25 protein-coding genes are annotated in these 26,042 nt (G+C 34.5%); 2 read left to right on the forward strand and 23 right to left on the reverse strand.

Annotated elements, in window-relative coordinates; genetic code table 11:
- From CYP51_RS06120 to mqnP, 17 genes are all read right to left on the reverse strand, one after another.
- The coding region (locus CYP51_RS06120) for a YraN family protein (RefSeq protein WP_103624774.1) at positions 1-319 on the reverse strand (319 nt) is incomplete at its 3' end.
- Position 320: 1 nt separating this feature from the next.
- On the reverse strand, positions 321-1,583 hold the full coding sequence (locus tag CYP51_RS06125; RefSeq protein ID WP_103624775.1) for a homoserine dehydrogenase: 1,263 nt from the start codon (positions 1,581-1,583) through the stop codon (positions 321-323).
- Entirely contained in the window at positions 1,580-2,788 is a 1,209-nt protein-coding gene (locus CYP51_RS06130) for an LL-diaminopimelate aminotransferase (RefSeq protein WP_103624776.1), read from the reverse strand. The genes CYP51_RS06125 and CYP51_RS06130 overlap by 4 nt, the downstream gene beginning before the upstream one ends.
- Before the next feature lie 9 nt (positions 2,789-2,797).
- On the reverse strand, positions 2,798-3,580 hold the full coding sequence (locus tag CYP51_RS06135) for a hypothetical protein (protein ID WP_103624777.1): 783 nt from the start codon (positions 3,578-3,580) through the stop codon (positions 2,798-2,800).
- Positions 3,574-4,512, reverse strand: a complete 939-nt coding sequence (locus CYP51_RS06140; RefSeq protein WP_103624778.1) for a phosphatidylglycerophosphate synthase — start codon at positions 4,510-4,512, stop codon at positions 3,574-3,576. Before CYP51_RS06140 ends, CYP51_RS06135 begins: the two co-directional genes overlap by 7 nt.
- Positions 4,505-5,185 carry a 23S rRNA (guanosine(2251)-2'-O)-methyltransferase RlmB gene (gene rlmB / locus CYP51_RS06145; RefSeq protein WP_103618771.1) on the reverse strand — a complete coding sequence of 227 codons (681 nt, stop codon included), beginning with the start codon at positions 5,183-5,185 and terminating at the stop codon, positions 4,505-4,507. Before rlmB ends, CYP51_RS06140 begins: the two co-directional genes overlap by 8 nt.
- Positions 5,186-5,296: 111 nt before the next feature.
- Positions 5,297-6,112: a 16S rRNA (cytidine(1402)-2'-O)-methyltransferase gene (gene rsmI, locus CYP51_RS06150; protein ID WP_103624779.1), complete on the reverse strand. Its 816-nt coding sequence runs from the start codon at positions 6,110-6,112 to the stop codon at positions 5,297-5,299.
- Positions 6,113-6,115: 3 nt separating this feature from the next.
- Positions 6,116-6,316 (reverse strand): 50S ribosomal protein L31, encoded by a 201-nt coding sequence (gene rpmE, locus CYP51_RS06155; protein WP_002942443.1) that lies wholly within the window; start codon positions 6,314-6,316, stop codon positions 6,116-6,118.
- A gap of 83 nt (positions 6,317-6,399) precedes the next feature.
- On the reverse strand, positions 6,400-7,056 hold the full coding sequence (locus CYP51_RS06160) for a 16S rRNA (uracil(1498)-N(3))-methyltransferase (RefSeq protein WP_103624780.1): 657 nt from the start codon (positions 7,054-7,056) through the stop codon (positions 6,400-6,402).
- Entirely contained in the window at positions 7,057-7,458 is a 402-nt protein-coding gene (locus CYP51_RS06165; protein WP_103624781.1) for a hypothetical protein, read from the reverse strand.
- A complete protein-coding gene (locus CYP51_RS06170) occupies positions 7,455-7,658 on the reverse strand; it encodes a hypothetical protein (protein WP_021090529.1) in 204 nt (67 codons plus the stop codon). The genes CYP51_RS06165 and CYP51_RS06170 overlap by 4 nt, the downstream gene beginning before the upstream one ends.
- Positions 7,658-8,239, reverse strand: coding sequence for a 6-pyruvoyl trahydropterin synthase family protein (locus tag CYP51_RS06175; protein WP_103624782.1), 582 nt, complete (start codon positions 8,237-8,239; stop codon positions 7,658-7,660). Before CYP51_RS06175 ends, CYP51_RS06170 begins: the two co-directional genes overlap by 1 nt.
- Positions 8,239-8,994 (reverse strand): 7-carboxy-7-deazaguanine synthase QueE, encoded by a 756-nt coding sequence (locus CYP51_RS06180; RefSeq protein WP_103624783.1) that lies wholly within the window; start codon positions 8,992-8,994, stop codon positions 8,239-8,241. Before CYP51_RS06180 ends, CYP51_RS06175 begins: the two co-directional genes overlap by 1 nt.
- Entirely contained in the window at positions 8,994-9,962 is a 969-nt protein-coding gene (gene moaA / locus CYP51_RS06185) for a GTP 3',8-cyclase MoaA (RefSeq protein ID WP_035167294.1), read from the reverse strand. The genes CYP51_RS06180 and moaA overlap by 1 nt, the downstream gene beginning before the upstream one ends.
- 138 nt (positions 9,963-10,100) lie before the next feature.
- The gene (locus tag CYP51_RS06190) at positions 10,101-10,607 is read right to left on the reverse strand and encodes a DUF6115 domain-containing protein (protein ID WP_103624784.1); all 507 of its coding nucleotides are present in this window, start codon (positions 10,605-10,607) and stop codon (positions 10,101-10,103) included.
- A 10-nt stretch (positions 10,608-10,617) separates the two neighbouring features.
- Positions 10,618-11,139, reverse strand: a complete 522-nt coding sequence (locus tag CYP51_RS06195; protein WP_103600280.1) for a hypothetical protein — start codon at positions 11,137-11,139, stop codon at positions 10,618-10,620.
- Complete coding sequence (gene mqnP, locus CYP51_RS06200; RefSeq protein ID WP_103624785.1) at positions 11,136-11,996, reverse strand: menaquinone biosynthesis prenyltransferase MqnP; 861 nt, start codon at positions 11,994-11,996, stop codon at positions 11,136-11,138. The genes CYP51_RS06195 and mqnP overlap by 4 nt, the downstream gene beginning before the upstream one ends.
- A gap of 105 nt (positions 11,997-12,101) precedes the next feature.
- Between mqnP and CYP51_RS06205 the strand changes: the two genes are divergently transcribed.
- Together CYP51_RS06205 and miaA are read left to right on the forward strand one after the other, a co-directional pair.
- A complete protein-coding gene (locus CYP51_RS06205) occupies positions 12,102-13,316 on the forward strand; it encodes an FAD-dependent oxidoreductase (protein WP_103624786.1) in 1,215 nt (404 codons plus the stop codon).
- Positions 13,317-13,318: 2 nt separating this feature from the next.
- A complete protein-coding gene (miaA, locus tag CYP51_RS06210) occupies positions 13,319-14,194 on the forward strand; it encodes a tRNA (adenosine(37)-N6)-dimethylallyltransferase MiaA (RefSeq protein WP_103624787.1) in 876 nt (291 codons plus the stop codon).
- A gap of 30 nt (positions 14,195-14,224) precedes the next feature.
- Here miaA and CYP51_RS06215 read toward each other — a convergent pair whose 3' ends face one another.
- The 6 genes from CYP51_RS06215 to CYP51_RS09810 form a co-directional block, all read right to left on the reverse strand.
- Positions 14,225-15,217: an iron-sulfur cluster assembly scaffold protein NifU gene (locus CYP51_RS06215; RefSeq protein WP_054196048.1), complete on the reverse strand. Its 993-nt coding sequence runs from the start codon at positions 15,215-15,217 to the stop codon at positions 14,225-14,227.
- An 18-nt stretch (positions 15,218-15,235) separates the two neighbouring features.
- A complete protein-coding gene (locus CYP51_RS06220) occupies positions 15,236-16,426 on the reverse strand; it encodes a NifS family cysteine desulfurase (RefSeq protein ID WP_103624788.1) in 1,191 nt (396 codons plus the stop codon).
- 413 nt (positions 16,427-16,839) lie between these two features.
- Positions 16,840-18,198 (reverse strand): thioredoxin reductase, encoded by a 1,359-nt coding sequence (locus CYP51_RS06225; RefSeq protein WP_103624789.1) that lies wholly within the window; start codon positions 18,196-18,198, stop codon positions 16,840-16,842.
- Positions 18,199-18,201: 3 nt separating this feature from the next.
- Positions 18,202-21,954, reverse strand: coding sequence for a hypothetical protein (locus tag CYP51_RS06230; RefSeq protein ID WP_103624790.1), 3,753 nt, complete (start codon positions 21,952-21,954; stop codon positions 18,202-18,204).
- Between the two features lie 2 nt (positions 21,955-21,956).
- A complete protein-coding gene (locus CYP51_RS06235) occupies positions 21,957-25,463 on the reverse strand; it encodes an Mbeg1-like protein (protein ID WP_103624791.1) in 3,507 nt (1,168 codons plus the stop codon).
- Positions 25,464-26,042: tRNA 2-selenouridine synthase (locus CYP51_RS09810; RefSeq protein ID WP_103624792.1), on the reverse strand; the 579-nt coding region annotated here is incomplete at its 5' end.

Raw genomic sequence — 26,042 nt, forward strand, 5'->3', positions numbered from 1 at the left:
ACTCAAAATTTTTATTTTTTATAACTAGCAGATCAAGCTGAAAATCTCTGTTTGGCTCATTTTTCATCATATAAAAATTTATTGTTTTTAAAATTTTCATGTATTTTGCTTGATTTAGCCTATACTCTGCCTCGTACTCTTTACTAGTCGCTTTTACCTCTATAAAGTGTAAAATTTTATCACTGCTTAGAGCAATGATGTCTATCTCACCAAATTTAGAATAAAAATTTCTCTCCAATATGACAAAACCAAGCTTATTTAAAAACTCACACGCTCTATCTTCAGAGCTTTTACCAAGGAGATACTCGCTTAAACCCAAGCTACTCCTCGATCCTCATCATAAATGGCTCTTCTTTTATATACTCTTGTTCTTTTAAAATTTCTATCGTTCGCTTCGCATCAGCCTCTAGGCTCGTGTGCGTCGTAAAAAATAATACAGCATACTCACTCTCATCTTTTGGCTTTTGCAATAAACTATCGATCGAAAGATTATTCTCACTCATCAAATTTGTAATCTTTGCTAGCACACCCATCTTATCTTCGACTTTTAACCTAAAGTAGTACTTCGTCTTTATCCTATCGCGATCAAGTAGCTCAAGTGTATTTAATTCAAAAGGTGCTTTATATCCTAGCATCGGCGATTTGCTATCTCTTGCGATGTCGATAAGATCGCTGATCACCGCGCTTGCCGTTGCATCGCCACCAGCTCCAGGTCCATAGTACATCGTCTCGCCAACGACCTCGCCAACGACACTGATCGCATTTGTCACGCCACTTGCCTTTGCTATCATTTTATTTTGTGGTACAAGCGCTGGATGTACGCGTAGCTCGATTTTACCCTCACTTTTTTTGGCGATAGCTAGAAGTTTTATTGAGTATTCGAAATCTTTTGCGAAAAATATATCTTCAGGTGTGATATTTTGAATACCTTCGATCAAAATATCCTCTGGATCGCCATGCACACCGTATGCAATGCTTGCCAGTATAAGAAGCTTATGAGCCGTATCAAAGCCGCCTACATCAAAAGTAGGATCAGCCTCAGCGTATCCAAGCTCTTGCGCCTTTTTAAGTGCGTCTTTAAAATTTGATCCCTCATCCATCATCGAGGTTAGGATAAAGTTACTAGTTCCGTTTAGTATGCCATTTATACTAACGATATGGTTTGCGCTTAAGCCTTCTCTTAAGGCTCTAATGATCGGTACGCCACCAGCCACGCTTGCTTCAAAGCCAAATGGTATATTTTTGGCTAAATTTTGCAAAGCATATCTGTGATAGGCCAGAAGTGCTTTGTTTGCGGTTACAACTGCTTTTTTTCGCTTTAAAATTTCACTCACAACCCTAAAAGGCTCTTCCACACCACCCATAAGTTCGACAAAAACATCGATATCATCGCGGTTTATAACGCTATTTATATCGTCAGTCAAAGGGATGCCAGCGTCTCTTTTTTTATTTAAATTTCTAACAACTCCGATGACTGGCACTATCTCCTCGCCACTTCTTGCAGCGATTAACTTTTTGTTTTTTAGTAAAATTTTAGCAACTGACTCGCCAACGGTTCCAACGCCCAATATCGCTACATTCATTCAAATTCTTTCAAATATTTTTTTATATTTCTTGCTGCTTGTCTTATTCTATTTTCATTTTCGATAAGAGCTAGACGCACATAGTCGTTTCCGCCCTCGCCAAAACCAATACCCGGACTAACGGCAACCGATGCTTTTGTAAGAAGCTGTTTTGAAAACTCAAGGCTGCCCAGATGACTAACTTTTGGTGGAAGTTTTGCCCAGATAAACATACTAGAGCTTGGTTTTTTAAGCTCCCAACCAGCCTGAGTAAAGGCCTCTATCATCACATCTCTTCTTTTTTCATAAATTTGGCGTATCTCTTCAACGCAGCTTTGATCGCCGTCAAGTGCAACGGTAGCAGCCACCTGGATCGGCGTAAACATGCCATAATCAACCCATGACTTTATCTTTTTAAGTGCTGCGCAAAGTCTTTTATTTCCACACATAAAGCCAACTCTCCAGCCAGCCATATTGTAGCTTTTTGAAAGTGTGTAGCACTCGACTGCAACGTCTTTTGCACCATCAACCTCAAAGATACTTGGCGTTTTGTAGCCATCAAATGTAAGATCAGCGTAGGCGATGTCAGAGATAACGTAAAATCTTTCTTGTTTTGCAATACTTACAAGGCGCTCGTAAAAGCTCTTTTGCACTGTCACGGTCGTTGGATTGTGGGGGAAATTTACGACTACGTATTTTGGTTTTGGCGAGCTTGCGTGTATAGTTTGGATCAAATTTTCAAAAAATTTATTCTCATCTAGCTCAAATTTATCATTATAGTGAAGTGGCATCTTTGCGACACTTCCGCCAGCAAATAAAAACGCTTGCGTGTGTATCGGATAAGCAGGATCAGGTACGATAGCCACATCTCCTGGGTTTATCACAGCTTGAGCTAAGTGAACAAAGCCCTCTTTGCTACCCATCGTGGCGACTGCTTCGGTATCTGGGTCTAAATTTACGCTGTATTTTCTTTTGTACCAGTTGCAAATGGCAAGACGAAGCTTGTAAATTCCAGCACTGGCTGAGTAGCCGTGAGTCTTGTCCTTTTGCGCGCTTTCGCATAATTTATCGACGATGTGCTGTGGCGTTCTACCCTCAGGATTACCCATAGAAAAGTCGATGATGTCCTCGCCAGCTCTGCGTGCTGCCATTTTTATAGCATTTACTTCGGCAAAAACGTAGTTTGGCAAACGCTCAATTGTATTAAATCTTATCTCATCAAACACTGCTTGCTCCTATTTTATAAGCTTGATAATTATCTCATTTTTTATATTATTTATATCAACATTGTCGCTAATTAATGCGTATTTTGCGCCTATTGCTAAATTTATAGAAATGGCGGTTTTTGCTTGCTCTTCTTTTATAGAGTCGATCTGATTTAAATTTTTATCATAAATCCTAACAAGTGGCATCCATCTATTTGATTCTTTTGATGCGATATCCAGACTACTTGCACCCTCAACATCAACAAAATAAGTACCACCACTTTTTAAAAGTGGCGTCTCTTCGTCAAAATTTACCTTTGTAGCCTTAAGAATCATATTCTGAGCATCTAAAAATATCTCTAAATTCCCATCAACCCTATCAAATCCTAAAATTTTAAAACCGCTTTGACTAAGCGCTAAGCTTAATAAGTTTGGATCTATTCCGCCATTTTTTATGGCCGAAATTCCATAAGAAATTTTATCTCCATTTTTTAGAGAATTTATCCTTGAAATACTTATGTTGGCATCATCCAGAGTCGAATTTATTGATTTTACAAATAATGTAGAAGGAACTTTTTGCTCGCTTATAAATTTTAAATTCAAACTATTTGAACCAAATGAAATGCTATCGTAACTTGAGTTTTGTTTTAATCTTGATACTAGCTCATTGACATTGAGTGAGCCATTTTGGTCTAAATTTTCTAAAGAGATTTGCACATTTTCAGCATTGCTTAAAGCACTTGCACTAGTTTGTAGGCTAAAAGCATAGGCAAATACACTAAAAGCGGTGAAAATCGCTATTTTTCTTACCAAGATTTGCCCTTGTTAAGTTCTACAAACTCATCATAGCTCACAAATTTCATCTCTCCATTTTCTACTAAAAATCTAGCTGGACGGCTTGGATTATATTTTGTCACCTTGTCGCCAATCTTTAGCTCAATGTTACCATTTCCACAAACCACAAGCTGTCTTTGGTCTAAATTTATATTTATGCTTTTACTTGTGTCGTTTGATACTTTTTGACCATTTTCAAGATTAATGATGCCTATCCAGACACGTTGTTTTGGTGTAATGATCGCCTCATTTAGTGGCTTTGTAATGTTTTGCTCTATCTTAGGAGCTGGCTGAGCCGCCATGCTTGGCTTCACAGCGTTTTGCTCCATACTCACAGGACTTGTTGTCACATTTTGCTCAACTGGAGCTGAAATTTTTACACTTGATACGTTTGCCTCTATTTTAGGGATATTTTGAGAGATGGTGATATTTGTATCAATGATATTTTTCTTCACCTCATTTACTATGCTTGACTGCGAATAGCTCACGCTTTTATTCTCATCATTTAAAAACGATAAAAAATTCTCAATATATTTGTAAGCATCAAAATGATATGCCCCACCAGCGATAATAGCTAAAATGATGAGCCAAAATAAAAATCCAGCACCGCTACCGCTTTGTTTTTGTATGGTAATATCTTTTGGAGTGTAAGAAGAAATTTTTGGAGTAACTTTAGTTTTGTGACTCTCGTCTGGAGTGTTTTCTTGCATAAAGGTATCATATTCAGCTAGCAACTCGCTCAAATCAACATTATATTCACGTTGTAAAATTTTGGCATAGCCTCTAATATTTAAACGTGATAATTTTTCAAAATTTTTATCAAAAATATATTGTAAAAATGTAGGCTCAATGTGCGTTTTACGTGAAATTTCCTTTATGCCTATCTCTTTTAAATTCTCTAATTCATTCATCTATCATCCTGTCACAAATTATTGCAAAAGCTGCACTTACATTTAAGGAGTCCCAGCCCTCTTTTAACTTTATACCAATACACTCATCACACTTCGCTAGAGCCTTTTGCGGTATGCCTTCGCCCTCTGAGCCCATCACCAAAGCTCTCTTGCCGGCAAACTTCATCTCTTTTACGTTTTTGCCATTACTTGCTGTTGCATAAATTTTAAAACCAAATTGCTTTAGTTCATTTAGCAAACTAAGTCCGTCTTCAAAAATCGCTATTGGTATCTCATAAGCAGCACCACTACTTGATCTTAAAACGCCTTGCATATTTATACTTTTTGCCACTATCACAAGGCCTTCGCAGCCTAGAGCATAGGCACTTCTAGTGATAGCACCGATATTGCCAACATCACTTATGCCGTAAAGAATGGCGATAAAATTTAGCTTTTTAAGCTCAGCAATGTCTGAAAATTCAAACTCACTAACATTTGCTAAAAAACCTTGATGATTCCCACCACGAGCTAAAGACTGTGCTTTTTGATTATCCACGCGAATAATTTTTTTGCCTGTGCCACAAATTTTAGAGAAGAGTTTTTTGTCACACTCTTTTGAGAGATATATCTCTTCTAATATCTGTGGTCGCTTGTTCAAAATATGTAAAAATAGTTGTTTTCCGTATATTATCATGGTAACTTATGGTAGCTAAAGTCAATTAAAATTTAACTTATTTTTGTATGTAACTAGAGTAAATTTTACACTTTCGTTTTAGTATCACTTAGCAGTTTTGTAGCATATAATTTAAGCTTTTATAAGCTCATCATATATCTTTTTTACATCTTCTCCGGTTATTTTGTTAAGCAATTTTGCTTTTACTTTTGGGGCAAGATTAAGCGAAAGTATCTCATCTTTTGTGATATTTTGAGTGGCTGTTTTGTCACTTTTTGAGATGACAACCGCCCACTCTCCGCTTAAATTTGCTTTTTCTAAAATTTGAGCTAAATTTTGAGCCTTTTCTTTAAATTTAGTCTCAAATTTTTTAGTGGCCTCTTTTATGGCAAAAATTTCTCTCTCAGGTTCTAAATTTGCGATGCTTTGCACCAAGCTTAATATACGTTTTGGGCTTTCATAGATCACGGCTGGATAGGCTAAATTTAAAGCATTTTGTATAGCCAAAGACCTATCTCTGCCAGTATTTGGCAAAAAGCCTAAAAAGACAAATTCCTTATCACAAAGCCCGCTTGCGACCACGCTTAGAAGTGCGGCGTTTGCTCCGCTTAAAATTTCATATTCAATGTTATTTTTTTGAGCGTATCTTACTAGACTTACTCCAGGATCGCTGATACCTGGCATACCAGCATCGCTCATGTAGACTACGTTTCTGCTAAAAAAATCATCACTTAAATTTGTGAAAAAGTCATCTTCGTTATGAGTGTGAAGTGGAATAAATTTTGAAATATTTATACTTGCGTTAAAGCGTTCATTTAGCAGGTTTACAAGACTTTTACAGACTCTTGTATCTTCGCAGATAGCTATCTCGCATTCACGCAAAATTCTAATCGCATGAAGCGAGATATCTTCTAAATTTCCTATTGGAGTAGGAATAAAGTAGAGCAAGGCTTATTTTTGAGCGTATTTTTTCTTAAATTTCTCAACACGGCCAGCACTGTCAACTATCTTTTCGCTGCCTGTGAAAAATGGGTGGCACTTATCGCAAATGTCAATTCTAATTTCGCTTTTGTTTGACTTTGTTTTAAAAGTGTTTCCGCAAGCACAAGTTACAGTGCAATCTACGTATTCTGGATGGATATCTTTTTTCATCATTTTTCCTTTATTATTTTTGGGCTAATTATCTACATTAAAAGTTGCTGATTATATAAAAAGAAATCTAAAAATCAAATAAATTAAGCTAGGAATTTTGCCGCTACTGAGATAACCGCGGTCTGCGATCTTAAGATGTTTTTAGTATTTAGGCAGTAGCTATTTTTAAATTTAGCCGACTCATCCTCGCTAAATCCACCCTCTGGACCAATTATTAAAAGCTCATCATCTTTCTTTTCATTTAAGCTTTTACCGCCAAAATTTATAGCTGAGACATTTTTATAAACACTCATTAGCTCGTCCAAATTTTTATAAATTTCAAAATCCATTAATGAAGTTCGTCCGCACTGCTCGCAAGAGAGAGCATTTATATAGTTTAGCCTTTCAATATCTATCTTAAAATTTGCTTGAGAAAATTTAGTATAGACAAAAGCTATTTTACCAACGCCAAGTTCATTTAAAAATGGCAATGTCTTTTCAATTGTCTTTGGATCGACGATAGCCCAAGCGATCGTAAAGTCGAATTTTTGCTCGCCATTTAAGCTGGCAAAGACAAGACTTAAGCTCGCACTTCGCCTATCAATCTCATCAATTTCATAAATATACTCTTTAAAATCTCGTAAATTTCTAACACTTATTCGCTCACCAGCTTGCATTCTTCTAGCTTTTAGGTGCAAAAAAGCTTCATTTACTATCTTTAAGCTTTCATTACCTGCATTTTTATCATATAAAAATTTCATCTAAATCCCTGCAACTACAACTAAAACAAGATCACAAAATCCCTTAATAAGGGCAAATTTTTTAAATTTTTCTAAATCGCCATTAGCTGCATAAATTTTTAATCTTTTAAAACCTATGGCACTAAGTGCGATTAAAATTATTAAGATGATTAACATTTTTATGGCATTAAATTTAAACTCATATCCATAATACGCCCATAAAATAAGTCCAGTAAGTGTAAGAAAACTAAGTAGCATATGATAAATCGGTAAAAAATATCTTATACGAAGCACATAGTTTTTACTATTGCTGCTAAACTGAGTAAGTATTAAATAAAGTATATTACAGGCAACTAGCGCATAAAAAAATGTCACATGAAAAGGCAAAGTGTATGCAAAAAGCGAGGAGAGATGTTCGTTCATTTCTTATCTTTAGAAGGCTCGTTCTCTTCGACGACTGGCTCAGGCGGGAGTTGTTCATCAATTGTGACATTTGCGTCTGGTTGAGCTATGGTCACGTCACTCGGCACTGGCTCGCTAATATCATTTTTAGCCTCATCTTTATCTCCACAACCCACAAATAGACCAGCTATAAATAAAAAAGAAGTTATAATTTTTTTCATCAAACGTCCTTTGGAATTTCTATTTTTAACCTATTTTTCATTTTCTCAAATAAATTTTTATCTTCCCACTCTTCTATGATAGCATCTGAAAATTTGATCTCATCTAGTCTTATCTCGCCCATTTGCGCATTTACGGCGTCCTCTTTAAAGCACTGTGCATAGCCCGTATCAGTCTCATGCACGATAATGCTATGAAGCTTCACTTCACGCTCACCGTTGTTCATCACACTAAGCTCAAGTAGTCTTTCTATGAGTACAAAAAATATACGGCAAAACTGCTCTGCACTTGGATTTAGCGGGATCTCGATCCATCTTGCCGAGTGCTTTCTTAGATCATTTTTATACTCATCATTATCGCCTGAAAATATTGTCGTAGCGTGATCAAAACTATCAATAATCATTTTTATATTTTGCTTCATTAAGCCAAAATCATAGACCATGCCGGCATTATCAAGAAAATTTGAGCTAAGTAAAATTTCAGCCACATAGCTGTGCCCGTGGATGCTAGTCCTACAACGCTTTGAGCTACAAAATCTCACAATATGTGCATTTTCAAATCTAAAAAGCTTTCTAATAATCATCAAACACCTTCTTTATCGCTCCAAAGCCTGATATGGATGCGCTCTGAGTAGTTAAATCCATACTTTATGGCAAATTCTGCTGTTTTTAAAGCATTTTCGTTTAGCTCAGCTCTATTCGCCCCTATTGCCATACACCAAACTGGCAAATCAGCTTGATTTTTTATATTTATAATCTCGTCCAACTCACTTTTGTCAAAGTGCGAGAGGACAAATTTTAAAAAGCTGTTTCTTGCATTATTTTTAATAGCCAAAATAGCATCTAAATTTATGCGTTTTTGCTCATTAACTCCGCTATTTGCTAGCTTTACACCAAGTGCAAAATGGCATTTTTTATAAATTTCATATTTAGCAAAATCAACTAAAATCGTGCCATTCGTCTCAAAATGCACTTCATAATCTTCAAGCAATTTCTTTACCAAATTTATAAAATTTTCATTCTCATGCCAGATGAGTGGCTCACCACCGGTTAAAACAATGATTGGTTTTTGCATTAAGCCTTTACATAGGTTATCAACTATGCCTAAAATTTCATCTACACTATAAATTTTATAATTAAAATGCCCTTTAAAAACAGCCCTTATACTATCGCATCCTAGTAGGCTTTCACTGGTTTTTAAAGACTTTGTTTGCACGCCAAAGCCAGAGCAGTTTAAGTTGCAACCTAAAAATCGTAAAAATATGGCAAGTCTGCCTTGGTAAGCCCCCTCGCCTTGGATACTTAAAAACGCCTCAACTAGCTCTAGCTCTTTGCTCATCAACCACCAGTTTGATAAAAGGCACGCGAAGAGGTTTCATTGCTAGCACCTATCGCCCATTTGTTCTCTTTTGGCTTGTTTGCTAGTACTTGCCTTAAAATTTCACTTGCAGCTACGATATCACCTTTTTCAACTGCTTTTTTGATACTTAGTGCTTCTTCAAAGTAAAGGCAAGGTATCAAAAGCCCCTCTGCACTTAGCCTGATGCGATTACAGCTCTCGCAAAAATCGTGCTTATGTGGATCTATGATACCAAATTTATAACCATCATCAAGTCTATAAATAGACGCAGGCGCATTTGGTAGTTTTCCATCTTTTGTGACATTATATTTTTGTGAGATGATTTTTAAAATTTCATCGCTACTTAGCCCTTTTAGATCATCTTTAGCGTGTGAATTTTCCATATACTCAATAAATCTGATCTGAGAATCTCTAAATTTAGCAAACTCTAGCAAATTTATAAGCTCATCATCATTTACGCCTTTTAGTGCGACAGTGTTGATTTTTACTTTTAATCCAGCATCATGAGCTGCTTCAAAGCCAGCTAGAACTTCGTGTAAAACGCTTTTTTGTGCGATAAATTTAGCCTTTTGCTCATTTAGTGTATCAAGCGACATATTTATGCGCTTTAGTCCAGCGTCTTTTAGCCTTTTGGCAAAGTGTGAAAGCATATAACCATTTGTAGTAAGCGCTAGATCGATGTCTGGATTATAATCACTTATCATCTTTATAAAAACGTCTAAATCCTTACGTACAAGCGGTTCACCACCAGTGATTCTTATCTTTTTTATACCTTCATCGATAGCCACTTTTACAAATAAAAATAGCTCTTCAAAGGTTAATAAATTCTCTCTTGGCGTCCAGCTAAATGGCGTTGTAGGCATACAATACCTACACCTAAAGTTGCAACGCTGAGTTACAGAAATCCTTAAATAATCAACAACCCGACCATATTTATCAACTAGCATAAAGCACCTTCTTAAGCTTGGTTAGAGCTTTTTATAATTTTTTCAATTATATGTTAAAAGATTTAAATCAAAATAAAAATTTAAGCCAATTTTTGTAGTTTAAGAGTAGATTAGTCTTTTTAAAATTAGCCTGTAAATTTAGGCTAATTTATGAAATTTAAGCACAAATTCGACTCGCCCCATTCCAACATGAAGGTCCTTTGCGATCATAGCTGCACTCTTTCCATCTTTAAACATTTTTAAAATTTGCTCTTCTTCATTGATGACACTTGGTGCGATTTTATTAATATCTCTTGTTCGCTCTTCAAGACTAACTATCCTATCTTTTTGCTCTGTTGCAAAATCATCAATTACTCGCTCAATACTCTTAATCGCACGAATTATTGGTACAATCTTTTCATTTATTTGCAAATCAATATTTTCTTTTATCTGTTTTTTAAGTGGCTCATATTGTTCACTATTTTTAAATGCCTCGCCTTCAAGCATTGAAATTTGCTTTTTGAGGTTAAAATTTTCTTGCATAACGCTTTCTATCGCTCGTTCAAATCTCATAAATTTCTTATTTGTCTCGTTATCTTTTATAAAAAACAAAGCAACTATTATCGCTAAAACGATTCCAAAGCCTAAAAAGATATAAATTTCCATATTTTTCCTTCTACGAGTTCGCTCTCATTTCTCTTATCATTACACGTTCCCTAGCTGTTACGTAAGCGTTCCAGTCGGCTTCATCCTCTTCGTGCATATTTTCTATCTTTGCTAAATTTTCACTAACAGCCCTTAAATAAAGACTCAAATTTCTCTTTGGGAAGATAGGCATAGCAATCCTTGCGTAGTAAATTTCATCTTTTATAAATTTCTCTTCACTTATTTTGATGTGTGTAAAGCCGATTTCTTCGATACTCGTCCTCTCTTTTAGTGGCAAATATTGCTTATGTTCGTTTTTAATATAATCACTCAGAGCATCGACTTTTCTATGAAGCTCGATCAGTAAAGTTAATAAAACTTGATCGCTCTCTTTGGTTTCGCCACGCGATTTAGCTCGTTTTAGCCAAGCCCCAAGTGCGTCCTCTTCGCCCGGCAAGATAGAGTCAAACTCTCTTTTAAATTTCTCGCTCCCATCTTTATCAGACTCAAATTCCATATCAAGAGGCGCTTTAAACAGCTTAATCTCACTCATAATACGCTAATCCAAACAAAGATAAAAAATAAAATTCCCAAATAACCATTTAATGTAAAAAATGCTCTATCTATCTTGCTAAAGTCGCGTCTTACGATCCTATGCTCAAAAAATAAAATAACGCCACTTACCAAAATTCCAAAAAATGCCATCGCTCCAAGCCCAGCTGCCCAAGCAAAAAGTAGCCAAAATATAAAAGCTAAAGCGTGAAAAATGGCCGATAAAAAAAGCGTAGCCTTGTCGCCGTAAATAGCTGGTATGCTAAAGAGCTTGTTTTCTTTATCAAATTTCATATCCTGAAGTGAGTAAAGCAAGTCAAATCCAGCTACCCAAAATGTCACACCAAGGCAAAGTAACACGCTCCAAAGCGGTATAGCAGCGCTCACTGCGACCACGCCAGCGATGGGAGCAAGACCTAGGCTAAGGCCAAGCACCAAGTGTGCTAGCTCGCTAAAGCGTTTAAATAGCGAATATCCGCCAAGAACAGCTAAAATAGGAAAACTTAGCCAAAATGCGAGCGAATTTATAAAATAAGCGCATACAATAAAAATAAACGCATTTGCCGCAATAAAAAGCTGCATATTGCTCCTACCGATACGACCATCAACGCTTGGACGGCTTGCAGTTCGCGGATTTAGCTTATCGATATCTTCATCTTTGTATCTATTAAAAGCCATAGCAAAATTTCTAGCACTAACAGCGCAAAAAGTACCTAAAATAAGCAGTTTAAAGCCAAACCAAGCCGAGCCACTTTCTATCTTGCTAGCAACTATCATCGCAACAAAAATAAAAGGCAAAGCAAAAACAGAATGCTTAAAAACGATAAGTTCAGCGATGATTTTTAATTTTTCTATCATTTGATAAATTTCCATTTTCTTTAAAAATGGTTGATTTTACACCATTTTGCTTTAAATTTGAATTTATATTATCATTACAAGAATAATTTAAAACAAAGGGTTATTATGGGCAAAGTAGCGATTATTGGAGATAGTTTTAGTGCGTTATTTACGGCTTACGAATTAGCTAAAAAGGGTGAAGAAATTTTAATTATTGGCAGCCAAAAAGATGATTTTGCAAATGGAATTTTAGCGCCTTTTGGCATACACGCTCTTGCAAAAGATGGAGCGATATCTAGCTCATTTATGGGGCTAGTTAGCAAAAAAAGCGAGCTTGATATAAGTATTTGCTTAAATGAAAATTTTAGAGCTTGGATGACAAATTTTACACTTAAATCAACCAAAGCTCACGACAAAAAGATGCAAATTTTGTTTTCAAAATTTGGTAAGAAAAGCTTTGAAATTTTAAAAGATTTAAACAACAAATATCCGCAGATAAATTTCGATGAGAGCGGCGTTTATCTACTTTTTAGCAATGACGAAAGCTTTAAAAAAAGACTTGATGAGATAAAGGTTGCCCATAGCGAGCAAGAAATTTTAAGCGTAGATAAAGAGCTTGCAAATTTTGGGCTAATAAATAAAAACATAAAAGGCGCTATAAATTTAGCCAAAAACGCAAGCATTGATGTAAATGAGCTCAAAAAAGCTTTGATAAATGAGCTAAATTCTCTTGGGGCAAAATTTATAAATGATGAAATTTATGAGCTAAAAACGCAAGGGCAAATAGTGCAAAAAGCTACCGGCAATAACGGCGAATATGAGGCTGATAACTTTGTGATCGCTTCAAAAAATTTAGAGCTTTCAAATAAGCTAGGCACGAGCTTAAATGCGATTTTGGCTAAATTTTATACCATTGATCTTAGTCTGAATGAAGGGCAAATCTCTAAAAAACCAATCATTTTAAATGATCTATTTGCCAAAATTTATCCAACTAAAAATGGCGTTACGATTATTACAAATTTACAAGTCGGCGCTATCGATACGCTTGTTAAAACTGAAAAGATTAATGCATTTTTAAATGAGCTAAAGATACATCTTGGTATAAGCGAGCTAAAAGAGCCTAGTTTTAGGGCAAACTACGTGCTTCTTAGCTCAAACGATAAGCCAGCTCTTGGACGCGATAACATATATAGCAACTTGATCTATAACCAAGCTTATGGACTAAATGAGCTTAGCTTTGCTCCGTATTTTGCTGGCGTTTTGGCAAGTCTTATAAAAGATGGCAAAAATAACGAGGAAAATGATGAAATTTTACTCTTTAGCTCGTTTTACGAGGGCTAGACTTGTTTAAAGAATTTGCAATAATTGGTACCACGGCAAGTGGCAAAAGCGATCTTGCATTTGAGCTTGCAAAGGAGCTTAACGGCGTCATCTTAAGCCTTGATTCGCTTACACTTTATAAAGAGATAGATATCGCCAGCGCAAAGCCAAATAAAGAGCAGCTTGAAACTATAAAGCACTTTGGTGTAGATGAAATTTATCCTGATGAAGAATTTAGCGTTGGGGCATTTTTTGAAATTTATAAAAATGCAAAGGAATTTGCACGCTTACAAGACTGTCCGCTCATCATTACAGGAGGCAGTGGCTTTTATCTAAAATCAATGCTTAGCGGACTTGCACCAGATGTGCCAAAATGTGAGCTAAATTTAAGCAATGAAGAAATTTATGAACTAGCTGTAAAAATCGATCCTGAGTTTGCAAGCAAATTTAGTCAAAATGACTCTTATCGCCTCGAAAAGTGGTATCAAATTTATAAATTTAGTAGCCAAATTCCAAGCATTTGGCTAAGAGAAAATACTAAAGAGAGCATCATAAAAGAGCTAGCGATATTTGAAATTTTATGGGATAAAGATGAGCTTAGAGAACGCATCAAAAAGAGAACAAAAGGTATGCTTGAAGCTGGGCTCGTAGATGAGGCGAAATTTTTGTTTAATAAATACAAAAATGAGCCAAAACCCCTAAAATCAATAGGTTTAAAAGAGTGCAAGCAATTTTTAGATAAAGAAATTTCTCAAAACGAGCTTGAAGAGCTCATAACTACGCATACGTCTCAGTTAGCAAAACGTCAGCGAACCTTTAATCGCTCGCAGTTTGAAAAAAAAATTGTGGGTGATTTGAGCCAAATTAGAAGTGAAATTTTAAAATTCTTAAGAGAATAAAAACTAGCCAACAAGGGCTAGTTGATAAAATCAAATAGGCATTACCCTAATTTTTGGGCTTAAGCTCTCTTGTAAGACATTTTCAATCGCGTAAAGAGTACCAGTTGAGCCACTCGCACAGCCTGAGCAAGCACCAAGATAGCGGATGTAAATATCAGTATTTTCGCCGTTATCATTTCTGATATCTAAAATTTCTAAATTTCCGCCATCCATCTCAAGCATTGGGCGAATTTCTTTATCTATGACAGACTCTACCGCTTTTAACTGCCCTACCATCGTCATATTTTCAAAGCTAATGTCGCCTAAAGTGTGATTTGCTTGGGCATTTGCCTGAGCTTCGATCTTCTCTCGCTCCATCTCAGCCCTAGTATCACGCAAAATATCCACCAAATAATATTCTCTTTTTTCATGGCCACCAGGCTTTACGCAAGACTTGCAAAATGCACCAGCTTTGGTGTATTGCGTGATCTCCTCAACTGTGTGAAGGTCATTTAGTCTTATCACTTCTTTTATCGTACCAAGGCTTACTCTAGCGCACTCGCAAACGATGATCTCATCTTCAAAATGCTCTGGATCTATGCCTTTATAGCTTGCAGCTGCTGCTTTTATAACATCATACGCCATAACTGAGCAGTGCATCTTTTGAGGTGGAACTGCTGGCGTTTCTGGATTATCGCGCATAGCCTTTTCGACATCAAGGTTTGTGATCTTGACTGCTTCATCAACTGTTTTGCCGATACAAAGCTCAGCCATCGTATCAGAGCTAGCTATCGCTGTGCCACAGCCAAAGCTTTTAAATTTAGCATCTATTATTTTGTCTGTCTTTTCATCAACAAGCCAGTATAGCCTAACCGCATCACCGCAGCTTTCTGCACCGAAGTCAGCCACAATAAGCTTTGCGTTTGCCTTTTTAGCATCTTCTTCGGTTATCTCTCCCATAAATTTAGGATTATTCATCCTGTCTTGCACTACCTTAGAATACTCATCCCAGATAGAGCCTCCGATCAAATTATTCTTTGCCATGTTTATTTCCTTTAAATTTTATAATCCGCTCTTATGCCATTCTGGGGCGTAGGCAAATGTACTAGAGATACCTCTTAGTCTATTTACCGCTTTTGTTATATGCTCGATCGCATAATCAATCTCTTCTTCTGTATTAAATCTAGAAAGAGATAGTCTAAGTGCGGTGTGAGCCAGCTCTTTATCTGCCCCTATGGCCTCCATTATTGGGTTACTCTCTAATGTTTCACTTGCACATGCTGAGCCAGTTGAAGCTGCGATGCCAGCTTTGTTTAGATCCCAAAGCATAGCTTCGCCTTCAACGCCTTTTATAGAAGCCAAAATGGTATTTGGCACACGTTGTTCTTTTTTTCCTACAACGCTAACGTCAGGAATTTGTAAAATTGCATCTTCAAGCTTATCACGCAAACGGCGAACATGAGAGTGCTCATAATCCATAAATTTATTTGCCAGTTCAAGTGCTTTACCCATGCCGATGATGCCAGGAACATCGAGTGTGCCACTTCTGCGTCCGCCCATATGCTCGCCGCCATGAAGCAAGCTACTTAGTGGCATACTATTTTTTATAAATAGTGCTCCAACACCCTTTGGTCCGTGAAATTTATGCGCAGAAAAGCTTAAAAAATCAACATCAAGGTCTTGAACATTTATCTTTATCTTACCAACTGCTTGAACCGCATCCGTGTGGAATAAAGCTCCATATTCATGAGCGATACTAGCAAGCTCTTTTATAGGAAAGATCATGCCAGTTTCGTTATTCGCACTCATTATAGAAACAAGCGCTACATTCTCATCCATTACAGCTCTAAGTTGTTCTGGTGTGACTATGCCATCGTTATTTACATCTAAAACAGTAAGCTCCACGCCATATTTTTCTAAAAATTTACAAGTTGCCAAAATAGCTGGATGCTCAACTGCGGTTGTTACGATACGTTTTTTCTCACCAGTTGCAATTTTGTCAAAGTAGATGCCTTTTACTACCCAGTTGTTACTCTCAGTCGCACATGAGGTAACGACGATATCATCACTATCTTTTGCATTTAGTCCGGCATAGAGCTGATCTAGCGCTGTTCTTAAAGCTGGATGTGTTTCAGAGCCAAATTTATGAAGCGAGTTTGGATTGCCGTATTTTTCACAAAAATATGGTTTCATAAGCTCAAAAGCTTCAGGATCAACCATTGTTGTAGCGTTATTGTCTAAATATACTCTCAAATTTAAAACCTTAATTAGGATAAAAAATATCCTTTTTATTTTTGATGGGATATTATAACAAAAAAGTTAAAAGCAAGTTTAAAAATATGCTTTAATTTTTTCAAAATTCAGCTCATTTTGATATTAAAATATATTGAAATTCTTTATCAAAATTTGTATAGATCGCTATTTGCGATTTTTCTTATAAAAGAGCTTAATTATCTACTAAAACTAATTTATTTTTTTAAGTTTATAGTGCGATAAACATATTACTTGCGTGCATTATCTCTTTATAGTTTTATTCTAGTTTTTCATATGAGGTTTTATAAAGTTCTATTAGGCCGGTTATCGTAGAGATGCCTATGTCTTTGATTGTAGTGACTTAATATATTATAGTTGGCTCCGCTTGGAGCCATAGATATTAAATTTATTCTTTAATCCTTTATATTATGCTCTTTAGCATAGCTTAGGATCTTAGCTCTAAGATCTTCAGGAAAACTTTCTCTATACATTACTGGCGTTAGAGGATTTAGCTTTTTATCTAGTTTACCAGCTTCATATAGTCTTGTTAGCTCTTCAGGTGTGTTATAGTATGGTGCATTAGGATAGCCCTCAGGTGGGGTTAGGGACATTATTTTAGATTCTAGGAGGGTGGAGTCGATGTAAAGGTCTATGTCTCTATCTTCATAATTAGCAGGATAGCCTTTTTCAGAAAAAATTTCTGCATATTCTGGCAGTTCTTTTTTAACATAAGAGACAAATTCTTCCCTTGTAGTCTCGTTTGCATCAAAGTCTCTAGGGTCTAGTAGCTCGCCCTTGTCTTCTACTAGTTCTCTTAAAACTCTATGCATTGATCCTGTAGGGTTAATCACTATCCCACCTCTATTAAAATCCATCACAAAGTAATTACCTACTATTTCATCTAGATAAGGCATCATGCCATATTCATCTAGTGGAGGATTAGTAAATAGTTTTCTAAACTCTTCTGCCATTTGTAAATTTTTGTTTAAACCTATATTGTAAGTTTGATATTCAAATAGATCACCTAAAAAATCTAAAGCCTTTAATACTCCTAGCTGAGCTGCTAAGAATACTCTTTGAAATCCTCTTGCTTTAAAGCCTGCTTCATTTCCATGTGAAAAGCCCATAGGATTTCCAAGTATCCCAGCACATATTCCCCACTCTGCTGCAAATAGCATTGATTTTAATGTGCCTTTGTGAGCATTTACTTCATCATAAATTTCAGCATATTCTGGTTTGGTTAATCTGCCTTTACTATCTACTCTAGCTATTGCATCTTCTGGTATATCTATCATAGTGCATTTTAGATTACTTCTTTTTACTAGATAGATATATCTATCTCTCTTATCTTTTAAGCTTTCATAGTAAGCTTTTTCTGATTTAGTCCAAGGTGATAGTTTATTTGAGCTTGGTTTATAGCTAATATCTAGCCATGGTTTAAATGATAGATAGTCTGTTTGACCTAAAGAGTTTGGTTTAGGGTTATAGTATAGTGGTTTATAGTTTTTATATGGAGATGAGTCCAGGATGGAGCGAGCTTCAAGGAGCATTTGGGATTTTTTTTTAAAATACTTTGTTGTATTGTCATCTTTTGTTTTAGAAACGATCAAATTTGTCTCTTTATCAAATAACACCTCTTCCCCATTCGGAGCTATTACCATGTATGTATTATTGTTATCCATTAAATTTCCTTTATTTATTCTTTTATTTACTACTATTAGTGATATAGCCATTACTAAGATAGCTAAAGCTGTAAATATAATTTTCTTCATATCTTATCCTATGTATAGACCATCTTCCATGACTATGGTGGTGGCTAGACGACCTACTAGGCGAGGAGGAATATTCTCTTTTGTTCTTTTTCCGTACTCTATTTTACACCCCACATACACACCTTTAATGTTATTGTTGCCAATAGTATCAAGAGCCTCTACCAGATCTCTTGAGAGATTAGAGTGATTATTTTCATCACTGGTGTTAAAGATTCCTTTTTTAAATTTGTTTATTATCTCTACGGCTTTTTGGTAGGCTTTTATAGCAGAAGAGAAACTATGTCCATCTTGGTTGTCATCTTTGTTATAGACACTATAAATTTCTTTCTCCTCTTTCACATCCAAATTTAACCCCCTTATCTCTACATCTGAATTGGTATATCTACTTCTTGCATATTTAAAGTAGTTTGCATCTACTTCATTGCCAGCTCCTCTTAGTTCATCTAAGCATAGATAAGCACTAAGGTTATTTAGTGCTAGCTTTGAAGCAAGGTTATGTGAGAGTTTGCTTTGTTTATTGTTTATATCATAGTAGATAAATGAGTTATAGTCTAGTCCTCCACTACTTATATTAGCTCCTAGAAATAGTCTATTTAAATTTAGACTTATATAGTTTTGATAGATCATCACTGGATAGTAGCAATAGCTATTTGTGCTATTTTTATCATAAGCTTCTTTTATAGACATAGGTTTATATGAGATATTATTTAGTACGTAAGCTTCATTAAATTTATATGTGTATCTTGTGTGCATTATCTCGTTGTAGTTCTCTTCTAGTTTTTCATAGGATGTTTTCCAGAGTTCTACCATACCTTTAAGAAAAGCTACTCCTACATCTTTGCCTAGTGATTTGCCATATCCTTTTAGCATGTTTCTCATAGCTTCGACATCTTTTGGGTTAAACATATAAGTTTGTTTCATAAAAGCAAAGCTTCTCATGCTATTCCAGATGATACTTATGTTATAGCGACCTATTAAAAGACGAAGTTTTACAGAGTTAATAGCCTGTTTAAGTAGATTTCCTTTTGATTTCCTTAGGATTTCAACATTTGTTTTAGAATTTGTTACATACTTTATAAATTTATCCACATTTTCAGTATTATTCATAGTAAATAACTGTCTTACAATGTTTAATACACCAAGCTCATCAAGAAGCTCATCTGTTGCCTCTTTTTTATTTGGATCAAATACAAATGAACCAATAGAATTATAAATTTTTGATTGACCATCTTCACTAAAGTACTCTGCAAAAGGAAATAGCCCTTCTATGGCGGTTTTTACTATAAGCGTTGGAGCTTCCTTCTTCATATCTTTTTCTATGGTTTCATAAGGGATATCTTGCATTTTTAAAGTCTTTTTCAAGATAGCATCGTCCTTTTTCCAACAATCTTCTATCTCTTTTGCTTGTTTATCAAGTAGCTCTTCTATCTGCTTTTGCTCCTTTAGCCCTAAGATAGAAGTGTCTATGACTTCATGCTTATTCTCATTATTTGCTTTTAAGAGCTCTTCTACACTTGCTACGTTACCTTTTTTTGAGTATTCCATATAGTCTCTTAACTCTTCAATGCAAATATATTCACCAACATTTGCATTTATACTATCTTTGTAAAAAAACAAAGCTTGCTCTTTTTCGCCAAGTCTTATTGTTGCGTTTTTATGGATAACCTTTATCTTTTTTTCTGCTATCTCTATATATTCCCCATCATTACTAACAGATTTCTTTACTAGGTCTCCTGGGTAGCTTTTAGTTATTATAAAGTAAGCCACGGCAATAGAGAGCACTTCTGTTAAAGAGTAGTGGTCTTTTGGCATACGATCTATTATTTCGCTTGTAAGTTCTTTAGCATCTTCTATATTCATTTCATCTTCATATTTTTTCATATTAATCATATCATCTACACTAGGATAGTTTGGGCCAAAACTTCTTTCAGAAACGTTTTTATTTATCTTTTCAAAAATATCTTTAAAGGTTAGAGTGACCTTATCCATATAAGCTTTTTCATTTTCTTTTATCTTCTCCATATCGTTTGGCTGCTTAGCATAAGCATTTATATGTACAAAATTCACATTATAAAGCTCGTCATTTTTTAGTTGATCTGGTACATATGCAAAAGAAGTTTCGTTTGCTTTTTTATCACTTGCCTTTTTTCTCTCTACAATATTGTCTATATAATTCTTGTCTATCCTTGCAAATGGAGATAAATTTAAAACAAGAGTTGATTTATTGTTGTCCTTGTTGATATCTATACTATATTGGCTATAGTCTTTTATAGGCTCTAAGGTTTTTATGTCAGTAAATTTTTGTTTTACTACACTACCATTGTTTGATCTATTTATTCCGTCTTTTATCTCTTGATCTAAGCTTTTGCTTACAACTTCTTCTCTTAACCCAGCACTTGATCTAAAAGGAGAGTTTGAAAGAACAATATAGTTTTTATTTAAATTTGAAAAGTCTTTGCTATTCATTTCATCATTTGTAGACGTGCCATTTTTGTCAGACTTATCTGATATTAGATTGGCTAGTTTTACAGAGTTGAAATTTGAAGCGCAGATGAAATTTAGATTTGCATTTGTACTTTTTATCTCATCTTTTAATCTACTAAATAAGGCATCATCACTTGAGCCAAATCCTAAGTTTTTATTTATGATATCGTAAGAGCAAATATCTTTAGTATATTCAAACACTGATACATCATCTAAATATCCATATACGCTATATCCTTCATCTGCATTGCAGTTTATCTCCTTTGCGACTGAATTAATCTGAAAAGGAACATAGTCTAAATTTAAATGTGTAAAGTCTATAAAAAATCCAGCCTTAGAATTCTTATCACTTTTGAACACCAAGACATTGCAATTTGAGTTTATATTTAAGGTATTTATAATAGAAGCAAACCTAGATGTAAAAAATCTTAGTATAGGCAAAGATACTCCATAAAACGCTTTATTGTCATGATACTTATATGCTTCAGTGGAAAAATTAATAAGTTCCCAAGCAACAGTACCCCATCCTATTAATTTTTTTCCTACTGCTTTTGTGCCTGACAAATCAACAAGGCTTAATATAGAAAGTATGAACTGCTTTATAATAAATTCTCCATCATCCTCGTTTAGATTTTTTAAATTTTTATCTAGCTCATCAAAACACTCTTTGACGCTTCTTTCAAATTTAGTTTCGTTTAACTCCTCATTAGATATTAAAGGCTTGGCATCATTTATTAGATCGTCTTTTAAAGTACTTAAACACTCTCTTAAAATATCTTTGCTTTTGTTGTAATAAGATATTATAAATTCAAACATTTCGGCAAAATTTTCTGCTGGTCTAGCTTGATGTTCTCTTCCTGGACCATACTTTATTTTTTCTGTTCTAATTTTTATAGGATTGATCTTTTCCTTTAAATTTAAAAAAAACTTATCAACTGCACTCTTTTTATGAACTACTTTTACTTGAATTCCTCTATATTTAAATTCCCTTGATTTATCTAGGTTGTTATCTTTAAAACTCTCTTTATCTATATAAAAATCAGTAACGATAGATATTGTCCTATCTTCTTTAGAAAAAAATTCTTTCCAAGAACGAGGATTTAGAAATGTTGATAGTTCATTTCTTATTAAGACTGCCATACTGTCAAAGTAGTTTGACTCAAGAGAATTTAAACTAGACGTATAAAGCGTCACGCTCTTTGCATCGGCCATGTACTCTTTTATCTTTTTTAAACTCTCTTCGCAAGAGTAGGTTATATTTATATCATTCATCGTTATGCCACCACTACTGTTTTAATTATATTTATATCATCGCTATATTCACTATCTAACCCACAAGCAAATTTTATACATACTGTTTTTGCCTTACTTGGCGTAATATAGATAAGATTGTTATCGTCGCTAATATCATCTACAAATTGAAAAAATCCTATTCCACTCTTAGGAAGCGTCATGTCTTTATAGATAGGTTCAGTATATTTAGGAGTAATAAAAATAAAATTTTTATCCATAAGCGAGTATTTAAAGTTAAATGATGAGATACTAAATTTATCATCTCTAAATCGGGCCTTTAGATACTCTTTTAGCTTCTTATCTTTTATATCAGAGCCTTCATCTAAATTTAGCTCCATTTCTTTAAATCCCTCTTGGTTTTTATATTCCACATCATTTAGCTTATATATACAAACAGCAAGATTATCTGTTTGATTAAGGGCTGATTTTATATGAAGCCTTATGTAGGCATTATTTAAATTTATATCTTTTATTATTTCGCCGCTATCTTGCATACTAGAATTACTTAAACTATGCTCTAGTTTTAGTTTATTCTCTTTTTTTATGCACCTTAGCGAAGAGCCCGTGTTGCTTAGGCAGTTTGGCACTAGATATTGCATTACAGCGTAGTGATCATTCATACTTTTTAGACTAAGTGCTGATCTTGGTACATAAGCTACTATGACGCATGGGATCCTAGCTGAGCAGCCTACTATCGGCGAGTTTATAAAATCAACATCGAGTATCACGCCTTGATCGTCTGATCTTATGCTCCTACCTGCCCTACTTTTTAATATCACATGACCGCCATGTGGGCAAATGATAGTGTCGTCTTCTATGACAGGGCATGAAGTCGCAGTGGATGAAATTTCTTTAGATTGATTATCTTTTTGTAAATTTTGCCTTTGATTTAAATTTGAAAGAGCCTCTTTAGTCTTTTTGCTCATTGGTTTTAGATCGATATTTAGACTCTTATTTAATAGTGAATAATTTAATATATTTGCTTGAGAATTTCTATAAGCAACATTTAGCCTTCCTATATCTTTATCCTCATCTCTTGGCTGATGAGTAAAATTTAGAGGTATATTCTCATCACTATTATATTTTTCATCTTTAAAATAAAGTGGATAATCCTCCTCTTCATTAGCTTTAGACAAAAGAGCAGAGTTTAGATATATTCTTTGATTCATATTTTTACTATCTAGCTTAAATATCTCTTTTAATACCTCAACATCGACTACACTTTTATCCACTACGCTTACACTAAGGGTATCGTTGTTTTTATAAAAGATACTTCCCACACTCTCATTCATAAGAGCTTTTATATCATCGGTTGCTACTTTATTGTTGTAAGCTACATCATCGTTATTTTGAGCAGATTTATTATTAGCTATTACTATGGCTTCATCGCTAGAGCTTATGTCCTTAGAGTCTATGCTAGCTAAAAAATTTTCATTTTCTTTTAGCTTTACTAAATCCGCGTATTTTAGATTTATTATGCTCTTTAGCATATCTATTCTATCTTTTACGAAGATGCTAGCCTCTGCTATATCTACTCTATTATCTCGTAGTATCGTTATATTTTTATAGATGTTTTTGCTATAAGAGAAGTATTTACCAAGCTCATTTACATCTATCTTTTTTTCAAATACAAATAAATTTAAAGCACAAATAGCCACTAGCATATCTATATCGCCAGCTCTAGCATCACTTACTATCTTTGTCGCATCTAGTTTATCTAGATCATCTATATCTAGTATCTTTACTAGATGTGCCTCTTTGTTGCTATTTTTATCTATGTTGCTACCTAAATTTTCTATTATATACCCGACCATATCTTGCTTAAAATTTTCATCACTAAATTTGCCATATTCGTAAAAGAGATTTAAATAAGCATAAAAGATATATAAAGGCGTATCTAGCATAGAAGCATCGCTTATATCATCTATATTTACATCCAAATTTAACTTCGATCTTATGCATTTTAGTTTAAATTTAAGCGACTGGATATATTCATTTAGATAATCAAGCGCTTCAGCTATATCTTTGCCTTCTATCTTGGCTTCATTTTCTTTGTTTTCCAAGAGATAGCACAACATATATAAAACCAAAACGCTCTCTTTTAAAAAGTGAGATCTAATTAATATATTCACCAAGTGTCTATTCTCAGTATTTTCATACTTTACTTCGCCAGTTGTATCTATGCCTAGCTTATAGCCTAGATCAGATATTACTGAAAAGGTAGGTTCTATCAAAACAGCTACATCTTTTGAAAAGCTATCTTCATCTCTATTGATACTTTGTTTAACGCTCTCTACGTGATGTATCTCTATGTCTATATCTTTTTCTTTGCTAGCTTTATTTATATTAGAGCTCACCTTTTTATCTGCAAGAGTCTTTTGAGCTTGTTCATTATTTTTAACCACATCTACGTATTCATCTACGCTGCTCTTATCATCTTTAAAGCCAAACATACCTTTTATCTTATTAAAGACTGAGCCTACCATCTTTCCTATAAAGCCATCTTTGTCTATGACTCTTGCTATCCATCTTGCACCTTTTGCTATGGCTTTGGCTACAAAGCTAAGAAGCCTTAAGCTCCAAGTAAAAGCTGAAGCTAATATGCCACCATAAATTCCTGGAGCGTTATAAGTATAAAGTTCTCTTACTCCACTATCTTTAAAGGTTACTGCATATATTTGAGCTAGATGACCACCTAATGAGTGACCTGATAAAATGATGTCTTTGGTGGTGTTATCTAAACCACTTAAGTTTTGACTATGAGAATTTATAGCTTCTTGCATAGAGGATTGAAGTGATTTTAAAGCAGATATTTGCATAAGCGCTCTTGATGTGATAGCCATAAAGGCATCATCTAAGAGATCATTCATTTTCATCTCTGTTCCTCTAAAGCCTATTATATAATTTGACTTAAGTGTATCATAAAATATAGTTGAGCTAAAACCTGACTTTTGATTAGGTATGTGCTTTACTAGCTCATAGCGATTAACAAAAAGTTTTGTGCGAGGAGAGAGTTTATAAATTTCATCTTTTCCAACAAGCAATCTCTGCTCTTTTGTATCTTTGTCATAGTAGATAAAATTTTTAACATCGTTATCTATTTTTATATCTTTTATTTCTCCATTTTTACCAACTGGCTTCTTAACTACTTTGTCAGCCATAAATCTAGCTTCTATGCAAAGAGCATAAGCGGTAGGATCACCAAAATTCCTACCATTGTTTTTTGCTTTCTCAGAAAGCTCCTCTATTGTGTCTCCCTTGGTAATATCATCCGCATATCTCCAAATAGGCTTTTTCTTTTCATCTTCTCTATAAGAATTTACAATGTTTTCAGGGACATTATCTTTACCAAATTTATCATAAAGCTCATCAAGTCCATTTCTTTCATTCTCAAATACATTATGAAGCATTGCATAACTTGCATCAGCTATATCAATATAGTCTTTAAAGCAATTTATTAGCTCTTTATTTGATTTTTTAGTTTGCACTTACTTGTCCTTGTTTGCTTTTATAAATTTGTTGTTTGTTAGAATGAATTTGTTTCCACCACCAAGACTTTCAAAGCTGTTTTTCTTAAAGCTAATACCTCTACCTTCGTCACCAAATAGTCCATACTGTGTTTTTACTCTTTCATAAACTACGGTACATGAAATTTGAACTATATTATCCTCTTTATCCTTGTAATATAAATTTGAAAATATCCAAGGTTCATATTTCTTTAAATTCTCATGACCTATGAAGCTATAAATTTTTTCATAACAACTTTGTGAAATTTTACTAGATGTTCCACCTAGAAAATACGGTTTACCATTTGAGAGGGTTTGAGGGAGTTTTTGATCCATGATTTCTAGGTCAGCTCTTTTAAAATTTCTTTTATTATTTTTAAAGAAATCATCCATGTAATCACTTCTTTCTTTTTCTCTTCTCTCTATCTCATCAACAAATTTCTCATCAAATATATATACTCCACCATATTGTTTAGCTAAGTTTTCTAGTTCAGAGTTACTTATCTTTTTGTTTGCTTGATTAGCTGAGCAAGCTATTAAAAATATACTTGTTAGAAGTAG

It is taken from the genome of Campylobacter concisus (assembly GCF_002912895.1).
Classification (GTDB): Bacteria; Campylobacterota; Campylobacteria; order Campylobacterales; family Campylobacteraceae; genus Campylobacter_A; species Campylobacter_A concisus_G.